Raw genomic sequence first — 21240 nt, forward strand, 5'->3', positions numbered from 1 at the left:
TCTCGGGCTTTCCTCCGGGCTTTTCCCTTCGGTCTTGCGTTTCCGACTCTATCAGACTCTTTCGTGTCCGATTCCCCGTCGGAGCGGGGCCGCCTTCCAAGTTTCCGCTTTCGCGTTTCCCTTTCCGGCGATTCCGACTTTATCAGAGTGATCCGAGTCGGATTCCCACCCGCCGATTCGGAAGGCTCCAGGCATATGATTAACCCGGGTTCCCGTCGAGGTGGAGCCGTAAACGTACTGGAGCGGGGGGCCTCGAAGCAAATCGAGGCCCCCCGCTCCAGGTGACGCATCGGACGATGCGTCAGATACGTCAGACCTCGACCACCACGGGCAGGATCATCGGGCGCCTGCGGTACGTGTCAGAGACCCACTTGCCCACCGTGCGGCGTACGAGCTGCTGGAGTTGGTGCGGTTCGGCGACGCCGTCCGCGGCCGCCTTGCCGATGGCCTCTTCGACCTTGGGCAGTACGGCGGAGAACGCAGTGTCCTCGATGCCGGAGCCGCGGGCCTGGAAGTGCGGGCCGCCGACGACCTTGCCCGTGGTGGAGTCGACCACCACGAAGACCGAGATGATGCCCTCGTCGCCGAGGATGCGGCGGTCCTTGAGGGAGGTCTCGGTCACATCGCCGACCGACAGACCGTCCACATAGACGTAGCCGGCCTGGACCTTGCCCACGATCCTGGCCCTGCCGTCGACCAGGTCGACCACCACGCCGTCCTCCGCGATGACGATGTGGTCCTTGCGGACCCCGGTCAGCGCGCCCAGTTCGGCGTTGGCGCGCAGATGGCGCCATTCGCCGTGGACCGGCATCAGGTTCTTGGGCTTGCAGATGTTGTAGAAGTACAGGAGCTCGCCGGCCGAGGCGTGGCCCGAGACATGGACCTTGGCGTTGCCCTTGTGGATGACGTTCGCGCCCCACCGGGTCAGGCCGTTGATGACGCGGTAGACCGCGTTCTCGTTGCCCGGGATGAGGGACGACGCCAGGATGACCGTGTCGCCCTGGACGATCCGGATCTGGTGATCGCGGTTGGCCATGCGCGAGAGCGCGGCCATCGGCTCGCCCTGGGAGCCGGTGCAGACGAGGACGACCTCGTGGTCGGGGAGGTCGTCAAGTGTCTTGACGTCGACGACCAGACCGGCCGGGACCCGGAGATAGCCCAGGTCGCGGGCGATGCCCATGTTGCGGACCATCGAGCGGCCGACGAACGCGACCCTGCGCCCGTACTCGTGGGCGGCGTCGAGGATCTGCTGGATGCGGTGGACGTGGCTCGCGAAGCTCGCCACGATGATCCGCTTCTGCGCGTTCGCGAAGACCTGTCGCAGGACGTTCGAGATATCGCGCTCGGGCGGGACGAACCCCGGGACCTCCGCGTTGGTGGAGTCCGAGAGCAGCAGGTCGATGCCCTCCTCGCCGAGCTTGGCGAAGGTGGGCAGGTCGGTCAGTCTGCGGTCCAGCGGGAGCTGGTCCATCTTGAAGTCGCCGGTGTGCACCGCCATACCCGCGGGGGTGCGGATGGCGACAGCCAGGGCGTCCGGGATGGAGTGGTTGACCGCGACGAACTCACAGTCGAACGGGCCGATGCGCTCGCGGTGGCCCTCGGTGACCTCAAGGGTGTACGGGCGGATGCGGTGCTCCTGGAGCTTCGCCTCGATCAGCGCGAGGGTCAGCTTGGAGCCGATCAGCGGGATGTCGGGCTTCAGCCGGAGCAGGAACGGGACGCCACCGATGTGGTCTTCGTGGCCGTGGGTGAGCACGACCCCGTCGATGTCGTCGAGACGGTCCCGGATGGTGGTGAAGTCCGGCAGGATCAGGTCGATACCGGGCTGTTCCTCCTCGGGGAAGAGGACGCCGCAGTCGACGATGAGCAGACGGCCGTTGTACTCGAAGACCGTCATGTTGCGGCCGATCTCGCCCAGACCTCCGAGCGGGGTGACACGCAGGCCGTTCTTGGGCAGCTTCGGCGGCGCGCCGAGTTCAGGATGCGGATGACTCAAAAGACTCTCCTCACCACGCACGCCACGTGCCGCAGAGGCACGTGGCGCGCATGACATTCGTGCACTTGCTGTTGTCTGTGTGGACCGATGTCTGTGTGAACCGACGTGTCGGTTCGTCTCGATGGACTATGTCTTCGCGTATTCAGTTGTGAAGTCTGTGATTAGAGCTGTACCCCGCCGGCCGCGAGATCGATCTTGAGCTGAGCCGTTTCATGGTCCGACAGCTCGACGAGCGGGAGGCGCAGCGGTCCGGCCGGCAGCTTCTGCAGGGTGAGCGCGGCCTTGGTGGTGATGACGCCCTGGGTGCGGAACATGCCCGTGAAGACCGGGAGCAGCTTCTGGTGGATCTCGGTGGCCTTCTGGACGTCACCGGTGAGGTGGGCGTCGAGGAGTTCGCACAGCTCCGGGGTGACCACATGGCCGACGACGGAGACGAAACCGACCGCGCCGACCGAGAGCAGCGGGAGGTTGAGCATGTCGTCGCCGGAGTACCAGGCGAGTCCGGACTGGGCGATGGCCCAGCTGGCGCGGCCGAGGTCGCCCTTGGCATCCTTGTTGGCGACGATGCGCGGGTGCTGGGCGAGCCGGACGATCGTCTCGGTGTCGATGGGGACACCGCTGCGGCCCGGGATGTCGTAGAGCATGACCGGCAGGCCTGTCGCGTCCGCGATGGCGGTGAAGTGCCGGAAAAGGCCTTCTTGCGGGGGCTTGTTGTAGTACGGGGTCACCGCGAGCAGTCCGTGCGCTCCGGCGCGTTCGGCCGTGCGGGCCAGCTCCAGGCTGTGGCGGGTGTCGTTGGTGCCGACGCCGGCGACGATATGGGCCCGGTCTCCGACGGCCTCCAGGACGGCCCGTACCAGCTGCTCTTTCTCCGCGTCACTGGTGGTCGGCGACTCACCGGTGGTGCCGTTCAGGACCAGGCCGTCGTTGCCCGCGTCCACGAGATGGACGGCGAGCCGCTGGGCACCGTCGAGGTCGATTGCGCCGTCCGCCGTGAAGGGCGTGACCATGGCGGTGAGGACCCGCCCGAAGGGGGTCTGCGGAGTGGAGATCGGAGCCATGGGTAACACGCTACTCGCTGCTCAGCTCACCGTGTCCCCTTGGGGGGACGGGACAAGAGGAGCCCGGCACTGCCTGCTCGGGGGTTCAAGCAGTGCCGGGTCCGTTTGATCAGCCTAGATGAACTTCTCGAAACGCCGCAATACGGACACTTCACTCGGCCGACCGTACATCTGTGCCCCGGACAGGCCCGGAGCGCCCCCTAGGGAGCGACTCTGCCGTTGGCATTGAAGGCCGCATGGGTGAGCGGCATGAGCTGCGCCCAGTGCTGCTCCATCCGCTCCGCGACCATCTCGATCTCCCGCTGCGGGAAGGACGGGGTCCTCGCCTGTTCGTGCTGGGTGCGCAGGCCGAGGAAGTGCATCAGCGAGCGCGCGTTGCAGGTCGCGTACATCGACGAGAAGAGGCCGACGGGCAGCACGGCACGGGCCACCTCACGGGCCACCCCCGCCGCCAGCATCTCCTGGTACGCCCCGTACGCCCGTACGTAGGACTCCTCCATGACGCGGCCGGTCAGCTCCTGCTGCTCGCGCGTGCCGTCGACGAACACGTACTTCCCCGGGCGGCCCTCCTGGACGAGCTTGCGCGACGCGTCGGGGACGTAGAAGACCGGCTGGAGCTCGCGGTAGCGGCCCGATTCCTCGTTGTACGACCAGCCCACGCGGTGCCGCATGAACTCGCGGAAGACGAAGATCGGGGCGCTGATGAAGAAGGTCATCGAGTTGTGCTCGAAGGGGCTGCCGTGGCGGTCCCGCATCAGGAAATTGATGAGTCCCTTCGACCGCTCGGGGTCCTTCGAGAGCTCTTCCAGGGACTGCTCGCCGGCGGTGGAGACACGCGCCGCCCACAGCACATCGGAATCACCGGCGGCGTGCTTGACCAGCTCGACGGTGACATCGCTGCGGAAGCTCGGTTTGGTCTCGGTGGGGGTGTCGCTCACCGGCGGGTTCCTTCCAGTCGCATCGCACGGGCGGCGCCCACTCTACGGCTCGGCACTGACAGCGACGGACGGAGCGGCGGACGGGAGCACCTCGCGCGGCGTTCATTGGTCAATTCGGGGAAATAGGGCACCGAATGACGCTGTTGTTCGTCTCACTGAGTAGCGGCTGACACACCAGCCGCGTTCCACCACGAGATCGCAAGGAGAGTCCCTCCATGTTCCGCCGGCGAGAGGCCGTCCCGTTCGCATTCGTCGCCGAGGCCGAAAGCTTCCGCAGTAACGTCGCGCCCCCGCCCAAACAGCGGGCCAGCACGTCCGAGCTCGTCAGCCGTACGCTGATCGGGCTGACCGTCGCCGCCGGGTTCACCGGCGCGCTGCTTTTCGGACTGCCGTCCCTGGACACGAATCAGTCGTCCGGGCACACGCAGCAGTCCGAGGCGTCACAGGGCCGCTGACTCGTCCGGCCCCCCTGGGGTGGTCCGGGCGGGCCGGTGATCGGTAGCCTCACCGGGCACAGCAATCGAGCGTGCTTGTGAGTGAGGATCAGTCGTGCCCCTGCCCTTCCTGACGGCCGACCGGGCTTTTGACGCGACCGATGATGTCGCGCTGCCCTTCGACGATCATGATCATTGGCGGCGTCCGTACCGCCCAGGCCCCTGGCGCGTGGTGGCGGCGGCGCTGCTTCTGCTGCTCGCCTCGTTCGTTCTGCTCGCGGCGATGATCATCGCGTTCGCGGGCGCGCTGTCCGGCGCGGGGGTGTGTCTGGCGGTCGCGGCGGCGGTGATCGCCGCCGCGCTGCGCCTGCTCCGGATGGGCGCGTGGGTCAGCCGGCACGGCGTACGCCGGGTGGGCCTGCTGCTGACGAAGACCGTGCCCTGGGACCGGGCCACGGCCGTACGCACTGTCCAGCAGCCGGTGCGCTGGCTCGGGCTGCCGCGCACCGTTCAGGGGCAGGCGCTCGTCGTCGTACGCCGCCAGGGTGAGCCGATTCAGCTGCTCACCGACCACAACGCGGACTTCCTGTCGCGCGGAGAAGCGTTCGACCGGGCCGCCGACGCCGTGGAGGCATGGGGCGACGAGTACCGGGGCGCCTGACGCCGTTGTACGGGCGGGAGAGCGGTCAGAGCGGGGTCCGGCCATGGCAGGCCGGGCCCCGCTCTGTCGTACGCGGTTCTTGCGGCGGTCAGACCCGTACGGGCTTGCCGTCACGGAGCGCGATGGCCCGCTGCATCGCCTTGCGGGCCCTCGGGGTGTCCCGGGCGTCGTGGTAGGCGATCGCGAGCCGGAACCAGCAGCGCCAGTCGTCGGGTGAGTCCTCGGCCTCGGCGCGACGCTCGGCGAAGACGGCGTCCGCGGAGTCCCGGTCGATCCGGCCGCCGGCCGTACGGACCAGCGTGTCGACCGGCAGGCCGCCCTCGGCGTCCAGCTCCGCCGCCAGCCGGTTGGCTCGGGCGACGAACTGGGTGTTCTTCCAGAGGAACCAGATACCGATGAGCGGCAGGACCAGCACCGCGACACCGAAAGTGATGGTGAGCGCCGTGCCGTGCTCGATCAGCAGCACTCCCCGGCTGCCGACCAGGACGAAGTAGACGACCAGAACGGCGGCCGTGACGCAGTAGGTGATCTTTGCACGCATGGGGTCAGCTCAGGTCGAGGAAGTGTTCCAGGCCGAAGGTGAGGCCGGGGGCGGAGACCACGCGCCGCACACCGAGCAGGATGCCCGGCATGAAGCTGCTGTGGTGCAGGGAGTCGTGCCGGACGGTGAGGGTCTCGCCCTCGCCGCCGAGGATGACCTCCTGGTGGGCCAGGAGGCCACGGAGCCGTACGGAGTGCACCGGCACCCCGTCGACATCGGCGCCGCGCGCGCCGTCCAGCGCCGTGACCGTGGCGTCGGGCTGCGGGGCGCTGCCCGCCGCGGCGCGGGCCGCCGCGATCAGCTGGGCCGTACGGACGGCGGTGCCGGAGGGCGCGTCGACCTTGTTCGGATGGTGCAGCTCGACGATCTCGACCGACTCGAAGTAGCGGGCAGCCGTCTCGGAGAATTTCATGGTGAGGACCGCGCCGATGGAGAAGTTCGGCGCGATCAGCACCCCCGTCTCCGGGGAGGCGGCCAGCGAGGTGTTCAGCTGCGCGAGCCGCTCGTCGGTCCAGCCCGTGGTGCCGACGACCGCGTGGATTCCATGGCGTACACAGAAGTCGAGGTTGCCCATCACCGAGGCCGGGGTGGTGAGTTCCACCACGACCTGCGCGCCGGTCTCCACCAGGGTCTCCAGCTTGTCGCCCCGGCCGAGGGCCGCGACCAGTTCCAGGTCGTCGGCGGCCTCGACGGCCCGTACCGCCTCGGCGCCGATACGGCCCCTGGCTCCGAGAACGGCCACGCGCAGCTTGCTCATTGCTCTGCTTCCTTCAGCGTCGGGGGTGCGGCCCGGTCAGGAGACCACGTCGTCGAGGCGGTCCGCCTGCTTGTCCTTGAGGGGTCCGATGACGGACAGCGAGGGACGGTGTCCCAGTACGTCGCGGGCGACCGCGCGTACGTCGTCGGGGGTGACGGCGGATATCCGCCCCAGCATGTCGTCCACGGACATCTGGGAGCCCCAGCACAGCTCGCTCTTGCCGATCCGGTTCATCAGCGCGCCGGTGTCCTCCAGACCGAGGACGGTGGAGCCGGAGAGCTGGCCGATGGCGCGGCCGATCTCCTCGTCGCTGAGCCCTTCCTCGGCGGCTCGGTCGAGCTCGTCGCGGCAGATCTTCAGGACGTCGTGGACCTGGCTGGGGCGGCAGCCCGCGTAGACCCCGAAGAGCCCGCAGTCGGCGAACCCCGAGGTGTACGAGTAGACGCTGTAGGCGAGCCCGCGCTTCTCCCGTACCTCCTGGAAGAGCCGTGAGCTCATGCCGCCGCCGAGAGCGGTGTTCAGCACGCCGAGCGCCCAGCGGCGCTCGTCGGTGCGCGCCAGGCCGGGCATGCCGAGCACGACATGGGCCTGCTCGGTCTTGCGGTCCAGCAGATCGACCCGGCCCGCGGTACGTACGGCGCGGCTGCCGTCGCGGGGCGCCAGGGGCGTGACGTCCGTACGGGACAGGGCGCCGGCCTTCTCGAACGCCTTGCGGACCTGCCGTACGACCGTGGCGTGGTCGATGTTGCCCGCGGCGGCGACGATGAGACGCGTCGGGTCGTAGTGCTTCTTGTAGAAGCGCGCGATCCGGTCGCGGTCGAGGTCGTTGATGGTGTCGACGGTGCCGAGGACCGGCCGGCCGAGGGGGGAGTCGCCGAACATGGTCTTCGCGAACAGGTCGTGTACGCAGTCGCCCGGGTCGTCCTCGGTCATGGCGATCTCTTCGAGGATCACGCCACGCTCGGCGTCGACGTCGGCGGCCTCGATGAGCGAGCCGGTGAGCATGTCGCAGACGACATCGATGGCCAGCGGCAGATCGGTGTCGAGCACCCGCGCGTAGTAGCAGGTGTACTCCTTCGCCGTGAAGGCGTTCATCTCGCCGCCGACCGCGTCGATGGCGGAGGAGATGTCCAGGGCGCTGCGCCGGCTCGTGCCCTTGAAGAGGAGGTGCTCCAGATAGTGCGTGGCGCCGTTGAGCGCCGGGGTCTCGTCGCGGGAGCCGACCTGTGCCCAGATCCCGAAGGTCGCGGAGCGTACCGACGGAAGGGTTTCGGTGACGACGCGGAGGCCGCCGGGGAGGGTCGTACGGCGGACCGTACCGATGCCGTTCTCGCCCTTGAGCAGGGTTTGGGTACGGGCGACGGCCCGCGCCTCCGAGGAGGTGCGGGCCGTCGCCCTGGAGCTGGCTGTCACTTCGCGGCTTCGTCCTTCGCCTCTTCGGACTCTCCGGCCTCTTCACCCTCGATGACGGGGATCAGGGAGAGCTTGCCGCGCTGGTCGATCTCGGCGATCTCGACCTGGACCTTCTGGCCCACACCGAGGACGTCCTCGACGTTCTCCACGCGCTTGCCGCCGGCGAGCTTGCGGATCTGCGAGATGTGCAGCAGACCGTCCTTGCCCGGGAGCAGCGACACGAACGCACCGAAGGTGGTGGTCTTGACGACCGTGCCCAGGTAACGCTCGCCGACCTCCGGCATGGTCGGGTTGGCGATGCCGTTGATCGTGGCGCGGGCGGCCTCGGCGGCCGGGCCGTCGGCGGCACCGATGTAGATCGTGCCGTCGTCCTCGATAGTGATGTCGGCGCCGGTGTCCTCCTGGATCTGGTTGATCATCTTGCCCTTGGGGCCGATGACCTCACCGATCTTGTCCACCGGAATCTTGACGGTGATGATCCGCGGGGCGTTCGGGGACATCTCGTCCGGGACGTCGATGGCCTCGTTCATCACATCGAGGATGTGGAGGCGGGCGTCGCGGGCCTGCTTCAGCGCGGCGGCCAGGACCGAGGCGGGGATGCCGTCGAGCTTGGTGTCGAGCTGGAGCGCGGTGACGAAGGTCTTCGTACCGGCGACCTTGAAGTCCATGTCGCCGTAGGCGTCCTCCGCACCGAGGATGTCGGTGAGGGCGACGTAGTGCGTCTTGCCGTCGATCTCCTGCGAGATCAGGCCCATGGCGATACCGGCGACGGGGGCCTTGAGCGGCACACCGGCGTTCAGCAGCGACATGGTGGAGGCGCAGACCGAGCCCATGGACGTCGAGCCGTTGGAGCCCAGCGCCTCGGAGACCTGGCGGATCGCGTACGGGAACTCCTCGCGCGTCGGCAGCACCGGCACGATCGCGCGCTCGGCGAGCGCGCCGTGGCCGATCTCGCGGCGCTTCGGTGAACCGACGCGGCCGGTCTCACCGACGGAGTAGGGCGGGAAGTTGTAGTTGTGCATGTAGCGCTTGCGGGTCACCGGCGAGAGGGTGTCCAGCTGCTGCTCCATGCGAAGCATGTTGAGGGTGGTGACGCCCAGGATCTGGGTCTCGCCACGCTCGAAGAGCGCCGAGCCGTGCACGCGCGGGATGGCCTCGACCTCGGCGGCGAGCGTACGGATGTCCGTGACGCCGCGGCCGTCGATACGGACCTTGTCCTTGATGACGCGCTCGCGCACCAGGGACTTGGTCAGCGCGCGGTAGGCGCCGGAGATCTCCTTCTCGCGGCCCTCGAACTGCGGGAGCAGCTTCTCGGCGGCGAGCTCCTTGACGCGGTCCAGCTCGGCCTCGCGGTCCTGCTTGCCGGCGATCGTGAGCGCCTGGGAGAGCTCGCTCTTGACGGCGGCGGTCAGCGCCTCCAGGACGTCGTCCTGGTAGTCGAGGAAGACCGGGAACTCGCCGGTGGGCTTGGCGGCCTTGGCGGCGAGGTCGGACTGAGCCTTGCAGAGCGCCTTGATGAAGGGCTTCGCGGCTTCCAGACCGGCGGCGACGATCTCCTCGGTGGGAGCCTCGGCGCCGTCCTTGACGAGCTGGATGGTCTTCTCGGTGGCCTCGGCCTCGACCATCATGATCGCGACATCGCCGTCGTCCAGGACGCGGCCGGCGACGACCATGTCGAAGACGGCGTCCTCCAGCTCGGTGTGGGTCGGGAAACCGACCCACTGGCCCTTGATCAGGGCGACACGGGTGCCGCCGATCGGGCCGGAGAAGGGCAGGCCGGCCAGCTGCGTGGAGCAGGAGGCGGCGTTGATGGCGACCACGTCGTACAGGTGGTCGGGGTTGAGCGCCATGATCGTCTCGACGATCTGGATCTCGTTGCGCAGGCCCTTCCTGAAGGAGGGGCGCAGCGGGCGGTCGATCAGGCGGCAGGTGAGGATCGCGTCCTCGGACGGCCGGCCCTCCCGGCGGAAGAAGGAGCCGGGGATCTTGCCGGCCGCGTACATCCGCTCCTCGACGTCCACCGTCAGGGGGAAGAAGTCGAGCTGGTCCTTGGGCTTCTTCGAAGCGGTGGTGGCCGACAGCACCATGGTGTCGTCGTCCAGGTAGGCCACGGCGGAACCGGCGGCCTGCTTGGCGAGCCGTCCCGTCTCGAAGCGGATGGTGCGGGTACCGAAGGTTCCGTTGTCGATAACGGCCTCGGCGTAGTGGGTCTCGTTCTCCACTAGTGTTTTCTCCTCGTGTTCGTCCGGTGCCCGTGTGGCAGGGGACGTGGCGGAGAAGCGCTCCTTGGTGCGGGCCGGTCTTCGATCGAAGCACCCGGGGCCGCGGCATGGGCCGCGCGCCATCCGGAGGCCACTACCGAGGACCGGCGGCGGCGGAGTTCGCTCCTCCTCTTCAGTTGTGCTCGTGCGACCAGATTACTGAGCTTCGCCGCGGGATGACATTCCGGTTGTCCCGGGCGGGGCGCTCGTGGGCCCGGTACGGGGGTGGCCGGCCCGCCCGTACCCGCGTGCGTACGCGACAGAACGTACGCGCGTACGCGAAAGGAGCGGCCCCCTGGAAGTGGGAACCGCTCCCTTCACGGTGTCTTACTTGGCACCGCCGGCCGCACCGCGGCGGATGCCCAGGCGGTCGACCAGCGTACGGAAGCGCTGGATGTCCTTCTTGGCCAGGTACTGCAGCAGCCGACGGCGCTGACCGACCAGGATGAGCAGACCACGACGGGAGTGGTGGTCGTGCTTGTGGGTCTTGAGGTGCTCGGTCAGGTCCGAGATCCGGCGCGACAGCATGGCGACCTGGACCTCGGGGGAGCCGGTGTCACCTTCCTTGGTGCCGAACTCGGTCATGATCTGCTTCTTCGTAGCGGCGTCGAGCGACACGCGTACTCCTCGTGGGTCTTCGTGGCCACCGAGTGCCCCAGGTCGAATACTCTGGGGAGCTTCCGTTACTCGGGAGGCGGGGATCCGTTGGGCGCTGTTCCGGACGGTCCCGGAACGCGTACACAAACGGCCGCTACGTAGCGTACCAGCCCGTTCAGGAGGTCAGCGCCCGGATGGAGTGGTAGACGTCGAAGACCGCCAGACAGAGCGGTACGAGCGTCAGCAGGACGAAGGACTCCGCGATCTCCAGGAAGCGGCCCCAGAAGGGGGTCACCCCCTTGCTCGGCACGATCAGGCCGATGGCGGTGATCAGGGCGGCGACGGCCGCGACCGCGGTGATGAGCCAGACCGTACGGATGTCGAGCGCCGTGCCGTCACCCCGCAGGGCCTCGCGGATCAGATCCGAGGGCGGGTTGAGGCAGAGCCCCAGCACCAGCAGCGCCAGGGCGCCGAGGCCCGCGCCCAGGGCGCAGCCGACCTGGGCGGTGTAGCGGAAGAGGTGGGCGCGCATCAGCATGGCGACGCCGGTGGCGAGCGCGAGCAGTTGCCCCCACACGTTGTCGGAGAAGCCGAGCACCGCCGCGGCGCCCACAGCCACCAGCGCGCAGCCGCCGACCAGTCCGACCAGCAGTTCATGACCGCGCCGGGCCTGGGCCGCGATGCGCTCAGCGTCGACCGGGCCCTGCGGGACGGGCTCGGCGCCGTAGTCGCCGACGGACGTACGGGGCGGCTCGAAGCCGATGGGGAGCCGGGCGAAGCGGGTGGAGAGGCCGGGCAGGAACGCCAGGGCCCCCACGGCGAGCGGGGCGCAGACCGCGGCGGTCTCGGCGGGCGCCATGTCCGTCATGATCGCGGCGAAGGTCACCAGCAGGCCGACGGCGGCGGCGAACACGAACGCGACGAAGGCACCGTCCCCGCTCGGGGTGACGATCATCAGGATCACCGCGGCGACGAGCACGGCCGCGCAGGCGAGCAGGAACTGGAGCCTTCCGGGGCCCTGGCCCTGCGCGAGCGACAGCAGCCCGGAACCGGCGACGCCGGCGTTCGCCAGTGATCCGATGCCCAGGGCGATGGACGAGCCGCGGTCGTCGTAGATGCGTGCGCGTACGCCGGCGAGGGCGAGCAGCAGGACGGCCGTGACGGCGGCGAGGATGCCGGGCAGGCCGTGCATGTCGTGCCGGGGGTCTGCGGTCCACAGCACGAAGGAGAGCAGGACCAGCAGGACCGAGCCGCCGAAGAGCCCGGCGCCGCGCATCAGGCCATCGGTCCAGAGCGTGCTGTCGCGGGCGACGGCGGAGGCGACGGCGTCGGAGACATCGTCGAAGACCGCCGGCGGCAGGGACTCGGCGAAGGGCCGCATCGAGAGCAGTTCGCCGTCGAGGATGCGCTGAGCCGCCAGGGAGCGCGCGCTGTCGAGTACGGTGCCGTCCCGGCGTACCAGGTGGTACCCGACCGGGGCGCCCTCCGCGGGGCTCTGTCCCGACAGCCTGAGGATCTCCGGGTAGAGATCGGCGACGGGGATGTCCTCGGGCAGTGCCACATCGACGCGGCCGTCCGGCGCGACGACCGTGATCCGGCAGAAGCCGGTTCCGCCGCCGGCCGGAGCCGCGGGACCGGGGTGACCGGTTCCGGCGGCCGCCGCTTGGGCCGTCTGGGCCGTCATACTCACCTGCTGCTCCCCCTTGTGGTTCTGATGGATCGTGTGCATGGACCGCATGCGTGGATCCGATGCGCGGATCCTGTGCGCGGACCGTGTGGACCGTGGGCCGCGCGCTGATGCCGGGCCTCCCACTACGACCCGAATCACCCAGTTTTTTGCAGTAGTTCACGGGTGCGCAAACGCGTCGCGCCACCCTACCGCCAAGCCCTCATCCGCTACGCAAGTAGGATCCCTCCCCGCGGATGGAACCCGTCGCCACGGGGGCGCCGATAGGAAACATTCCGTCCGGCAAGGGAATTGGTGAGCTGTGAGCCAGATCGTCGTCAAGCGCCCACCACGGGTCCTGCCTGCTGAAGTGCCCGGCGAGCAGGTGCAAGTGCAACCTCCGCCCGAGCTGCCGCGAGGACAGCAGGAGGGCGCGCTGATGCAGCTGCTGCCGATGCTGGGCATGGGTGGTTCGGTCGTCTTCTTCTTCATGACCCCGAACCCGATCATGCGGATCATGGGCATGGTGATGATCGCGTCGACGGTCGCCATGGCCATCGCGATGCTGGTCCGTTACCGGCGGGGCACCCAGGGCCAGCTCGCCGACATGCGGCGCGACTATCTCAAGTACCTGACGCAGACCCGGCGCACGGTACTGCGCACCGCACGCCTCCAGCGTGACGCGCAGTACTACCTCCATCCGTCGCCGGAGCAGCTGTGGGCGCTGGTCGCCGAGGGCAGCCGGGTGTGGGAACGCCGGGTGGGCGATGTCGACTTCGGGCAGGTGCGCATCGGTCTGGGCAGCCAGCAGCTCGCGACCCCGCTCATCGCGCCCGAGACGGCGCCGGTGGACGATCTGGAGCCGCTCACCGCGGGGGCGATGCAGCAGTTCCTGACGGCGCACAGCACGCTGGGCGGGCTGCCGATGGCCGTCTCGCTGCGCGCTTTCTACCATCTGACGGTCAGCGGCGAGCCGGAGTGCGTACGCTCCACGGCCCGCGCGGTGGTCTGCTCGCTCGCCTCGCTGCACTCCCCCGACGACCTGGTCATCGCCATCGCCGCCGGGCGCGAGGCGGCCCCGCGGTGGGAGTGGGCGAAGTGGCTTCCGCATGTGCAGGTCCCGGGCAGCACCGACGGCGCGGGCAGCCGGCGTCTGATCACCACTGACTCACGGGAACTGGAAGAGCTGCTGGCGGGCCGGCTGGAGGGCCGTCCGCGCTTCCAGCCCGGCGGTCAGCCGCTGCTCGACCAGCCGCACATCGTCGTCGTACTGGACGGCCAGTCGGTACCCGCCATGTCGGCGCTCGCCGCGGCGGAGGGCCTTCAGGGGGTGACGGTCATCGAGGTCGTCCCGGGTGAGGTCACCGGCTCGCGCGGCGGGCTGTCCGTGGTCGTCCACCCCGATTCGCTGCAACTGGAGTCGGGGCACGGCCTGGTGTACGACGGCGCGCCCGACCAGCTGAGCGCCGAGGCGGCCGAGGCGCTCGCCCGCCAGCTGGCGCCGCTGACGGTGGCCTCGGGCGGGGACGACGACGAACCGCTGCTCGCCAATCTCGACTTCACCGATCTGCTGAATCTGGGCGACGCGGCCTCCGTCGACGTCACCCGCACCTGGCGGCCGCGCTCGCAGGCGGAGCGGCTGCGGGTCCCGATCGGTGTCGGCGAGGACGGCACACCCGTGATGCTGGACCTGAAGGAAGCCGCCCAGGAGGGCATGGGTCCGCACGGTCTGTGCGTGGGCGCGACCGGCTCCGGCAAGTCCGAGCTGCTGCGTACGCTCGTACTGGGCCTGGCCGTCACCCACTCCTCGGAGACCCTCAACTTCGTCCTCGCGGACTTCAAGGGCGGCGCGACCTTCGCCGGGATGTCGCAGATGCCGCATGTCGCCGCGGTGATCACCAACCTCGCGGACGATCTGACGCTGGTGGACCGCATGGGCGACTCCATCCGCGGTGAGCTCAACCGCCGGCAGGAGATGCTGCGCGACGCGGGCAACTACGCCAACATCCACGACTACGAGAAGGCGCGGGCCGCGGGCGCGCCGCTCCAGCCCATTCCCTCGCTCGTGCTGGTCATCGACGAGTTCAGCGAACTCCTCACCGCCATGCCGGACTTCATCGAGATGTTCGTGCAGATCGGACGCATCGGGCGGTCGCTGGGCGTCCATCTGCTGCTGGCCTCACAGCGGTTGGAGGAGGGGCGGCTGCGCGGTCTGGAGACCTATCTGTCGTACCGGATCGGTCTGCGGACGTTCTCCGCGGCCGAGTCCCGCGCGGCGCTGGGCGTGCCCGACGCGTACCAGCTGCCCAATGTGCCCGGCTCCGGGTATCTGAAGTTCGGTACGGACGAGATGGTGCGGTTCAAGGCCGCTTATGTCTCCGGGGTGTACCGCACGAACCAGCAGCAGGCGGCGGCCCCCGGCGGACCGCTCCCGGTGGACCGCAGGCCCGTACCGTTCACGGCGGCTCCGGTGCCCGTACGGTACGTCGAGCCGAGCACCACCCGGCCCGACGTGCCCGAGGCGCGTTCGGGCGAGGACGACGCGCTGGCCGACTCCGTACTCGATGTGATCGTGCGGCGGCTGGAGGGCCGGGGCGCGGAGGCCCACCAGGTGTGGCTGCCCCCGCTGGACAACCCGCCGGCGCTGGACGAACTGCTCCCGGGACTCGCGGGGGTGGAGGGACGCGGGCTGACGCAGCCCGGGTTCGAGGGCGCGGGCCGTCTCGTCGTACCGCTCGGTGTGGTCGACAAGCCGTACGAGCAGCGCCGCGACACGCTCTACCGGGACTTCTCCGGGGCCGCGGGCCATATGCAGATCGTCGGTGGTCCCCAGTCGGGCAAGTCGACGCTGCTGCGGACGATCATCTCGGCGTTCGCGCTGACCCATACGCCGCAGGAGGTCCAGTTCTACGGACTGGACTTCGGTGGTGGCGGTCTGTCGTCGATCGCCGGCCTGCCGCATGTCGGCGGGGTGGCCTCGCGCCTCGACCCCGAGCGGGTACGGCGTGCGGTCGCCGAGGTGTACGGGATCCTGGCGCGGCGCGAGGAGTACTTCCGCGGCGCGGGCATCGACTCCATCGCCACGTACCGCAGGCTGCGGGCGCGCGGCGACATCTCGCTGACGGAGCAGCCGTGGGGTGACGTGTTCCTGGTCATCGACGGCTGGGGCAACTTCCGTTCGGACTACGAGGGCCTGGAGCAGGCCGTCCTGGACATCGCGGCGCGCGGGCTCGGCTACGGCATCCATGTGATCCTCACGGCCTCGCGCTCGATGGAGGTCCGGGCCAATCTCAAGGACCATCTGATGAACCGCCTGGAGCTGCGGCTCGGCGACACGATGGACTCCGAACTGGACCGCAAGTCCGCGGTCAATGTCCCCTCGGGGGTGCCGGGACGCGGGCTGACCCCGGAGAAGCTGCACTTCATGGCCGCGGTCCCGAGGATCGACGGGATCAACTCCGACAGCGATCTGTCGGAGGCCACGGCCGCGATGACCCAGGAGGTCTCCCGGCACTGGACCGCACCGGGCGCCCCTGCCGTACGGCTGCTGCCGCGCGAACTGCCGATGGCGGACCTCCCGGCGGGCTTCGCCCACCCGGAGCGCGGGGTCGCCTTCGCCATCGACGAGAACAACCTGGAACCGGTCTTCGTCAACTTCGAACAGGACCCGTTCTTCCTGGTGTTCGGCGAGAGCGAGGCCGGCAAGACCAACATCCTGCGGCTGCTCATCAAGCAGCTGACCGAGCGGTACGACGGCGACTCGTGCAAGCTCTTCGTGATCGACAACCGCCGCGCACTGCTGGACGCCACCCCGGCCACGCACCTGGCGGAGTACGTCCCCATGTCCAACAACATGGAGCACCATGTGGACGCCCTGGTCGACCTGATGCGCCGGCGCACACCGTCGGCGGATGTCACGGCACAGCAGCTGCGGGACCGCAGCTGGTGGCGCGGCCCGGACGTGTACGTGGTCGTGGACGACTACGACCTGGTCTCCACGTCGAGCGGGAACCCCCTGGCGAAGCTGACGGAACTGCTCCCCTTCGCTCGCGACGTGGGCGTCCGCTTCATCATCGCCCGCAACGCGGCGGGCGCGAGCAGGGCCGCGTACGAGCCGTTCATGCAGCGGATGACGGAACTCGGCGCACAGGGTGTGCTGCTCTCCGGCGACCCGCAGGAAGGCGACGTGCTCGGCAACGTCAGGATGCGCCCGATGCCGGTGGGACGCGGAATCTTCGTCTCGCGCCGGCGCGGGAACCCGCTGGTGCAGACGGGACTGATGCCGGAGGCGCACCAGTAATGATCGGTCTCGGGGGCTTTCTCGCGCTGCTCGCTCTCGTACTCCTCCTCATGGGGCTTTCCGACCAGCGGAGGATGTGGTGGCGGTTCCAGGCGAGGCGCTTCCGGGACCCGGCGGCGAACGAGCCGTCGGACTCCGCGTACAGGGGGCAGCGGATCACGCTGCTGAGCGTCGGAGCCGTGGTGGCCGCGACCTCCGTCTACGCCTTCAGCACGATGGTGGAATTCGGCCCGGACCATGACGAGATCCTGGAGCGGGTGCGGACGGCCGCGGACGAGCTGGAGAACAGCAACGGCCAGTACAAGTTCCCGGGTGCTGGTGAGAATGATGGCTCGTGGGCCGAGTACATCAACTCCGATCTCCGCGGACCGGAAGCCGACGACCCGATTGCGGTTCTCGTCTCAAGGTCCGGGGACGTGGAGCGTTATCGAGTGGCCGCGCCGGACGGCGATGTGTGCATCACAGTGACGGCACGCCCGAGGGCCGGCGAGCCGGATCCTGTCACTGAGGACTTGGACACTCGGGTGTACAACCTCAAGGCCCAAGTGACCGACCGGGCCTGCGATTAGCGAGCACAATTGTTCAGGCCGGATGGTGTGCATCCAGGTAGATGGAGATACTGCACGGGGGAAGGAACCCATAGATGGCATGGGACGAGTGGGAGCAGTTGAAGGCCGCGGCGGCCGAGAAGAAATCGACGCAGATGCAGCTGAATCAGCTGCCCGGCGATCAGGGCCCGGGGAATCAGCAGGGCGATCTGGCGGTCAACCAGACGGACCTGGCCGCGATCGGTGACGCGGCCTTCAAGCTGCACGGCGATTTCGACCGGTTCAGCGACCACGCCCGTGCCGCCTCCCAGAAGGCCGCCGACGGCCTCAAGACCGAGGGCTTCGCCATCGGCGGAGCCCTCCAACACGTAGCCCACGTTGGATCGACCAGACCCGCACCCTTCTCGATGCGTGCGCGCACATATCCAACCACCTCGACTTCACCAAGGGCGCGCACGCCGACGACGAGGTCTACATCGCCGGAACCCTCAGCAGCATCTCCCAGCTCGACGAGGGCTTCGACGAAAGGACCCAGAAGTAATGGACCTCGACGCCCTCCGCTTCGGAAACTTCTCCCAGCTCGGCGAAGCCATCACCGACTGGCAAGAAATGGCCAAGAACCTCAAAACCCTCCAGGACGACGCCAAGGACAACCTCAAGGCCAAGGCCGACAAGGCCAACTGGGCCGGCGCCAACGCCACAGTCTCCCGCGAATTCATCGCCAAGACCGCCGGCGAGTTCGCCGACGCCCACACCCAGGCAAACACCATCGCCAACATCCTCGGCGACACACGCGGCGAACTCATCTCCTACCGCACCCAGCTCAACGAAGCCATCTCACGCGGCGTGGACAAGAACCTCACCGTTATGGACACCGGCGAAGGCTCCTTCACCGTCACGATGAACATCCACCCCGACCGCGCCGCCAAAGGCACCGAGGTGCCCAAACATACCCAGGCCGACGTCGACAGCTTCCGCGACGAAATCAAGGGCATCCTCGACAAGGCCACCGAGAGCGACACCAGCGCGGCGAAAGCCCTCAGGCTCATCGTCGACCAGGCGAAGGTCGGCTTCTCCGGTGCCAACTACAAGGACCGCGACGCCGCCGTGGAAGCCATCAAAAAGGCCGAAGAGATGGCCAAGATCATGAAGAAAAATCCTCATGATGTGACCAACACCGAGCTCAACCAGCTCAACAGCACGATGGCCAAGTACAAGAACGATCCACTCTTCGCCGAGAAGTTCGCCACCGACGTCGGCCCGAAGAAGACACTGGAGTTCTACGCCGGTATCGCCGATCCATACCAGGGTTACGGCTACGACGCGGAGCAAAAGGAACAGGCCAAGCAACTACAGAAGAACCTTGGCATCACGCTGGGCACCGCCACCCTCTCGGACAGCGCCAAGATGGACGAGTGGGAAAGGCAGATGGTGAAGCTCGGCCCGGATCGCCTCGGGATCGACGACGCCAGCGACCCCCTCGGGTTCTCGGTCATGAGCAACCTTATGCGCTTCGGTGACTACGACGACCAGTTCCTGAACGACTACGGCGACAAACTCATCGCCTACGACAAGGAACGCAACGTCGAAAACATGAGCCCCTGGATCAATAACTTTAACAACGGAAACCTCAATCCTTCAGGTAAGAACGACCTCGACCGCGACCCGATGACCGGATTCCTCGAAGCGCTCGGTCACAATCCTGACGCCTCGACCCAGTTCTTCGCCCAGCCGGAAGGCGCAGTAGCCACGGTCGACAAGGAATCCGAGGTCAACGATCACCTCAAGTACCTCACCAAGGACCGGATTTGGCTGTCCGACGCCCCGGTTATAGGCGGCGACGACAAGGTCATCGCCGGACGCGATTCACTCGGTCACGCGCTGGAGGCAGCAACCACGGGGTACGCCTACGACGCCACCGCGGCATCCGGCAAGGACCCCCTCACTCCGGGTAGCGCGGACCATCGCACTGCGGCGACGGCAGGGGTCATGGAGCAGGTCGCTTACCTGTACGGCAGCGAGGACGGGCCCAAGATGTTGCACGACCAGCCCGAACTGGCGGACAGTCTCGGCAAGATGGGTGCCGCCTATATCGATGACATCAATTACAGCCTTTCTGGTCTAGGGGATCACGCGAAGGACGCAGAGGTCTTTCCCGCCAAGTACGCGGGGCGAGCGGACTTCCCAAATCAGGACGCCATCAACTTCCTCAGCGTACTGGGGCAGAACGAGACCTCACATGGCATCGTAACCACCGGTCAGCACATCTACTCGCTGAGCGTGCTCGATGCCAATCCGCCCACGAACGACGTGAATATGAATCACGGCAGGGATGCCCTGTTCATGGAGGCCGAGGCACGGGGAATCCTCGACAACGCACGGGTCCAGCAGGCAGAAGTCACCTACGGTGCCGAGGCCGAAGAGGCGAACAAGTCCCTTGGTAGATCGGCAGAGTGGGGAAAGTTCGCTGTTGGAGCGGTCGTTGCCGGTGGAGTGGCCGCAATCCCAGTGCCAGGGTCGACAGCTGCGGCTATCGCTATCGCACCGATCGCCACGGATCTGGCCGGAGAAGCCGTCAATACTTTCATTGGACAGCAAATCGACAAAGGAGTCCAGGGGGCCGAGGACGACCCCCGGGAGAAGGCCCAGCTGACCAGTCAGGAGTTCTATGGAAAGGGAATAGACTCCCTCGGATCCAGCTACGACGCATACTTGAAGGACAGCCCTGACACCACGAAGATAGCCAAAGACGAAAACTGGATAAAAGAAATTAAGGAAAGCTACCTCGGCACGGGGTCCCACGAGACCGACTTCCGCGGGCGGGCCGCATACAAGGAGGACTGATCATGGCACAGAAATGCGGATACAGCAGATTTCAGGTTCCTAAAGGGCGGGCACTCCGGTGGGCGGCTTGCGGACTGGTAGCTGTCACTGGAGTCTCCGGGTGCAACCAGAAGGCCGAGGAAGATGCCTCATGGACGCCTGCCAGTAAGGTATGTCAATCAACACTGGACACCACAGCTGCGGCAGCTCCGAAAAAGATCGCAGGGACGGACGAGTTCACAGAACTCACTGGAACCAACGACGCAGGTGAACCGAACAAGTTCTCACTCAAATTGGCTGCAAAACATCTCCATGGAACAACTCCGCAGCGGAACACCTGTACTGTCTACAAGGCCGACGACAAGAGCGGCCATCCGTTGATTGACGTGGACTTCGAGGCATCCGTTAATCACCCAGACCAGGCCGGGGCTCTGACGACCCATCAGAAAGACCGGATCTTCTACCCCATGGGCGTGTACGCGCGCACGGACGCAGACTCTGGTGCAGACCTGTTCTTCCGGTGCCCTACAAAGGGCGCGAAGGGAGACACAAAGTACGTAAATGGAAGCATGTTCACCTCTGGTAACCAGCTCGAAGGAGATACCACGAGTAAGGACCTGATGACGATTCTCAACTCCGTATCGCGGCACCTCGCAGCGGAGTTGGGGTGCTCGGACGAAGCGCAGCTCCCTTCCGAAATCCCCGCGCCAGTGACCCGCTGAACTATCCGCCCGGCACAGGATCCACAGGAGTCATGTTGGAGCATCTCAGGGTAAGCGCCGATCCGGATTCTCGTCGTTCGCTGCGACCGCGGGGGCGCTGAGTCGAGGTCGGATGTACTTCTGTGTCAGACTCTCATTGACACCTAAAAAAGTTGCGTTCTTGGCGACAGTCGTCGCCAAGGGAACCACACTGGCAGCCCGCTCAAGCTTGAAAACCGAGGAGCGGAAGTACGCCGTACCGGACTCACTGTGCGGGATAACCGTGGAACCCGACCTAATGTCACCGTTCCTGCCCCCCCGCCCGGAGAGAAGATCTCCACGCAAAAGACGTCACCCTCCGGCGGAACCACTCGATGCAGCATCACCGTGGATGGAAAAGTCGCCGTCATCGCGAGCCGCATATGGTGGGGAAAAGGGAAAGGCGTCGGCGTGATCGACGTAGCCGGGGCGCATGCCAAGGTGGACCCCGGACAGGTAACGGATAACGAGAAATGCTTTTACTCAGGTACCGGAGCCGCCGGA

Annotated in this window: 15 protein-coding genes and 1 pseudogene; 7 read left to right on the forward strand and 9 right to left on the reverse strand. The window is 67.4% G+C overall.

Annotated features, from left to right (window positions below; genetic code table 11):
• Nucleotides 1-310: 310 nt before the first annotated feature.
• From IF11_RS0112665 to thyX, 3 genes are all read right to left on the reverse strand, one after another.
• Nucleotides 311-1996: a ribonuclease J gene (locus IF11_RS0112665; protein WP_030351640.1), complete on the reverse strand. Its 1686-nt coding sequence runs from the start codon at nucleotides 1994-1996 to the stop codon at nucleotides 311-313.
• A gap of 161 nt (nucleotides 1997-2157) precedes the next feature.
• Nucleotides 2158-3057 carry a 4-hydroxy-tetrahydrodipicolinate synthase gene (gene dapA, locus IF11_RS0112670; RefSeq protein ID WP_030351641.1) on the reverse strand — a complete coding sequence of 300 codons (900 nt, stop codon included), beginning with the start codon at nucleotides 3055-3057 and terminating at the stop codon, nucleotides 2158-2160.
• Nucleotides 3058-3257: 200 nt separating this feature from the next.
• Nucleotides 3258-3995, reverse strand: coding sequence for an FAD-dependent thymidylate synthase (gene thyX, locus IF11_RS0112675; RefSeq protein ID WP_030351642.1), 738 nt, complete (start codon nucleotides 3993-3995; stop codon nucleotides 3258-3260).
• 215 nt (nucleotides 3996-4210) lie between these two features.
• Between thyX and IF11_RS0112680 the strand changes: the two genes are divergently transcribed.
• Entirely contained in the window at nucleotides 4211-4450 is a 240-nt protein-coding gene (locus IF11_RS0112680; protein WP_030351643.1) for a hypothetical protein, read from the forward strand.
• A gap of 94 nt (nucleotides 4451-4544) precedes the next feature.
• Nucleotides 4545-5090: a hypothetical protein gene (locus IF11_RS0112685; protein WP_030351644.1), complete on the forward strand. Its 546-nt coding sequence runs from the start codon at nucleotides 4545-4547 to the stop codon at nucleotides 5088-5090.
• 88 nt (nucleotides 5091-5178) lie between these two features.
• On the opposite strand, the gene IF11_RS0112690 is transcribed toward IF11_RS0112685, so the two are convergent.
• From IF11_RS0112690 to eccD, 6 genes are all read right to left on the reverse strand, one after another.
• Entirely contained in the window at nucleotides 5179-5631 is a 453-nt protein-coding gene (locus IF11_RS0112690) for a tetratricopeptide repeat protein (RefSeq protein ID WP_030351645.1), read from the reverse strand.
• 4 nt (nucleotides 5632-5635) lie between these two features.
• Complete coding sequence (dapB, locus tag IF11_RS0112695) at nucleotides 5636-6388, reverse strand: 4-hydroxy-tetrahydrodipicolinate reductase (RefSeq protein ID WP_030351646.1); 753 nt, start codon at nucleotides 6386-6388, stop codon at nucleotides 5636-5638.
• A gap of 36 nt (nucleotides 6389-6424) precedes the next feature.
• Nucleotides 6425-7801: a M16 family metallopeptidase gene (locus IF11_RS0112700; protein WP_030351647.1), complete on the reverse strand. Its 1377-nt coding sequence runs from the start codon at nucleotides 7799-7801 to the stop codon at nucleotides 6425-6427.
• Complete coding sequence (locus IF11_RS0112705; RefSeq protein WP_030351648.1) at nucleotides 7798-10023, reverse strand: polyribonucleotide nucleotidyltransferase; 2226 nt, start codon at nucleotides 10021-10023, stop codon at nucleotides 7798-7800. Before IF11_RS0112705 ends, IF11_RS0112700 begins: the two co-directional genes overlap by 4 nt.
• Nucleotides 10024-10389: 366 nt before the next feature.
• A complete protein-coding gene (rpsO, locus tag IF11_RS0112710) occupies nucleotides 10390-10680 on the reverse strand; it encodes a 30S ribosomal protein S15 (protein WP_030351649.1) in 291 nt (96 codons plus the stop codon).
• 154 nt (nucleotides 10681-10834) lie between these two features.
• A complete protein-coding gene (gene eccD / locus IF11_RS0112715; RefSeq protein ID WP_030351650.1) occupies nucleotides 10835-12343 on the reverse strand; it encodes a type VII secretion integral membrane protein EccD in 1509 nt (502 codons plus the stop codon).
• 304 nt (nucleotides 12344-12647) lie between these two features.
• Here eccD and eccCa point away from each other — a divergent pair, with 304 nt between their 5' ends.
• From eccCa to IF11_RS40855, 5 genes and pseudogenes are all read left to right on the forward strand, one after another.
• Nucleotides 12648-16625, forward strand: coding sequence for a type VII secretion protein EccCa (eccCa, locus tag IF11_RS0112720; RefSeq protein WP_030351651.1), 3978 nt, complete (start codon nucleotides 12648-12650; stop codon nucleotides 16623-16625).
• Complete coding sequence (locus IF11_RS0112725; RefSeq protein ID WP_030351652.1) at nucleotides 16625-17194, forward strand: hypothetical protein; 570 nt, start codon at nucleotides 16625-16627, stop codon at nucleotides 17192-17194. The genes eccCa and IF11_RS0112725 overlap by 1 nt, the downstream gene beginning before the upstream one ends.
• 74 nt (nucleotides 17195-17268) lie before the next feature.
• Nucleotides 17269-17714 (forward strand): annotated as a pseudogene (locus IF11_RS42020) (hypothetical protein).
• Entirely contained in the window at nucleotides 17714-20017 is a 2304-nt protein-coding gene (locus IF11_RS0112730) for a DUF6571 family protein (protein WP_030351653.1), read from the forward strand. The pseudogene IF11_RS42020 and the gene IF11_RS0112730 overlap by 1 nt, the downstream one beginning before the upstream one ends.
• A 2-nt stretch (nucleotides 20018-20019) precedes the next feature.
• Complete coding sequence (locus tag IF11_RS40855) at nucleotides 20020-20718, forward strand: hypothetical protein (RefSeq protein WP_133243277.1); 699 nt, start codon at nucleotides 20020-20022, stop codon at nucleotides 20716-20718.
• The last annotated feature ends 522 nt before the right edge of the window (nucleotides 20719-21240 follow it).

The organism is Streptomyces scopuliridis RB72 (assembly GCF_000718095.1).
GTDB classification, from domain to species: domain Bacteria; phylum Actinomycetota; class Actinomycetes; order Streptomycetales; family Streptomycetaceae; genus Streptomyces; species Streptomyces scopuliridis.

Coding starts and splice junctions, on each gene's coding strand:
- dapA (WP_030351641.1), bottom strand. CDS start 3,057: ATGGCTCCGATCTCCACTCCGCAGACCCCCTTCGGGCGGGTCCTCACC.
- IF11_RS0112680 (WP_030351643.1), top strand. CDS start 4,211: ATGTTCCGCCGGCGAGAGGCCGTCCCGTTCGCATTCGTCGCCGAGGCC.
- IF11_RS0112690 (WP_030351645.1), bottom strand. CDS start 5,631: ATGCGTGCAAAGATCACCTACTGCGTCACGGCCGCCGTTCTGGTCGTC.
- dapB (WP_030351646.1), bottom strand. CDS start 6,388: ATGAGCAAGCTGCGCGTGGCCGTTCTCGGAGCCAGGGGCCGTATCGGC.
- eccD (WP_030351650.1), bottom strand. CDS start 12,343: ATGACGGCCCAGACGGCCCAAGCGGCGGCCGCCGGAACCGGTCACCCC.
- IF11_RS0112725 (WP_030351652.1), top strand. CDS start 16,625: ATGATCGGTCTCGGGGGCTTTCTCGCGCTGCTCGCTCTCGTACTCCTC.
- IF11_RS0112730 (WP_030351653.1), top strand. CDS start 17,714: ATGGACCTCGACGCCCTCCGCTTCGGAAACTTCTCCCAGCTCGGCGAA.
- IF11_RS40855 (WP_133243277.1), top strand. CDS start 20,020: ATGGCACAGAAATGCGGATACAGCAGATTTCAGGTTCCTAAAGGGCGG.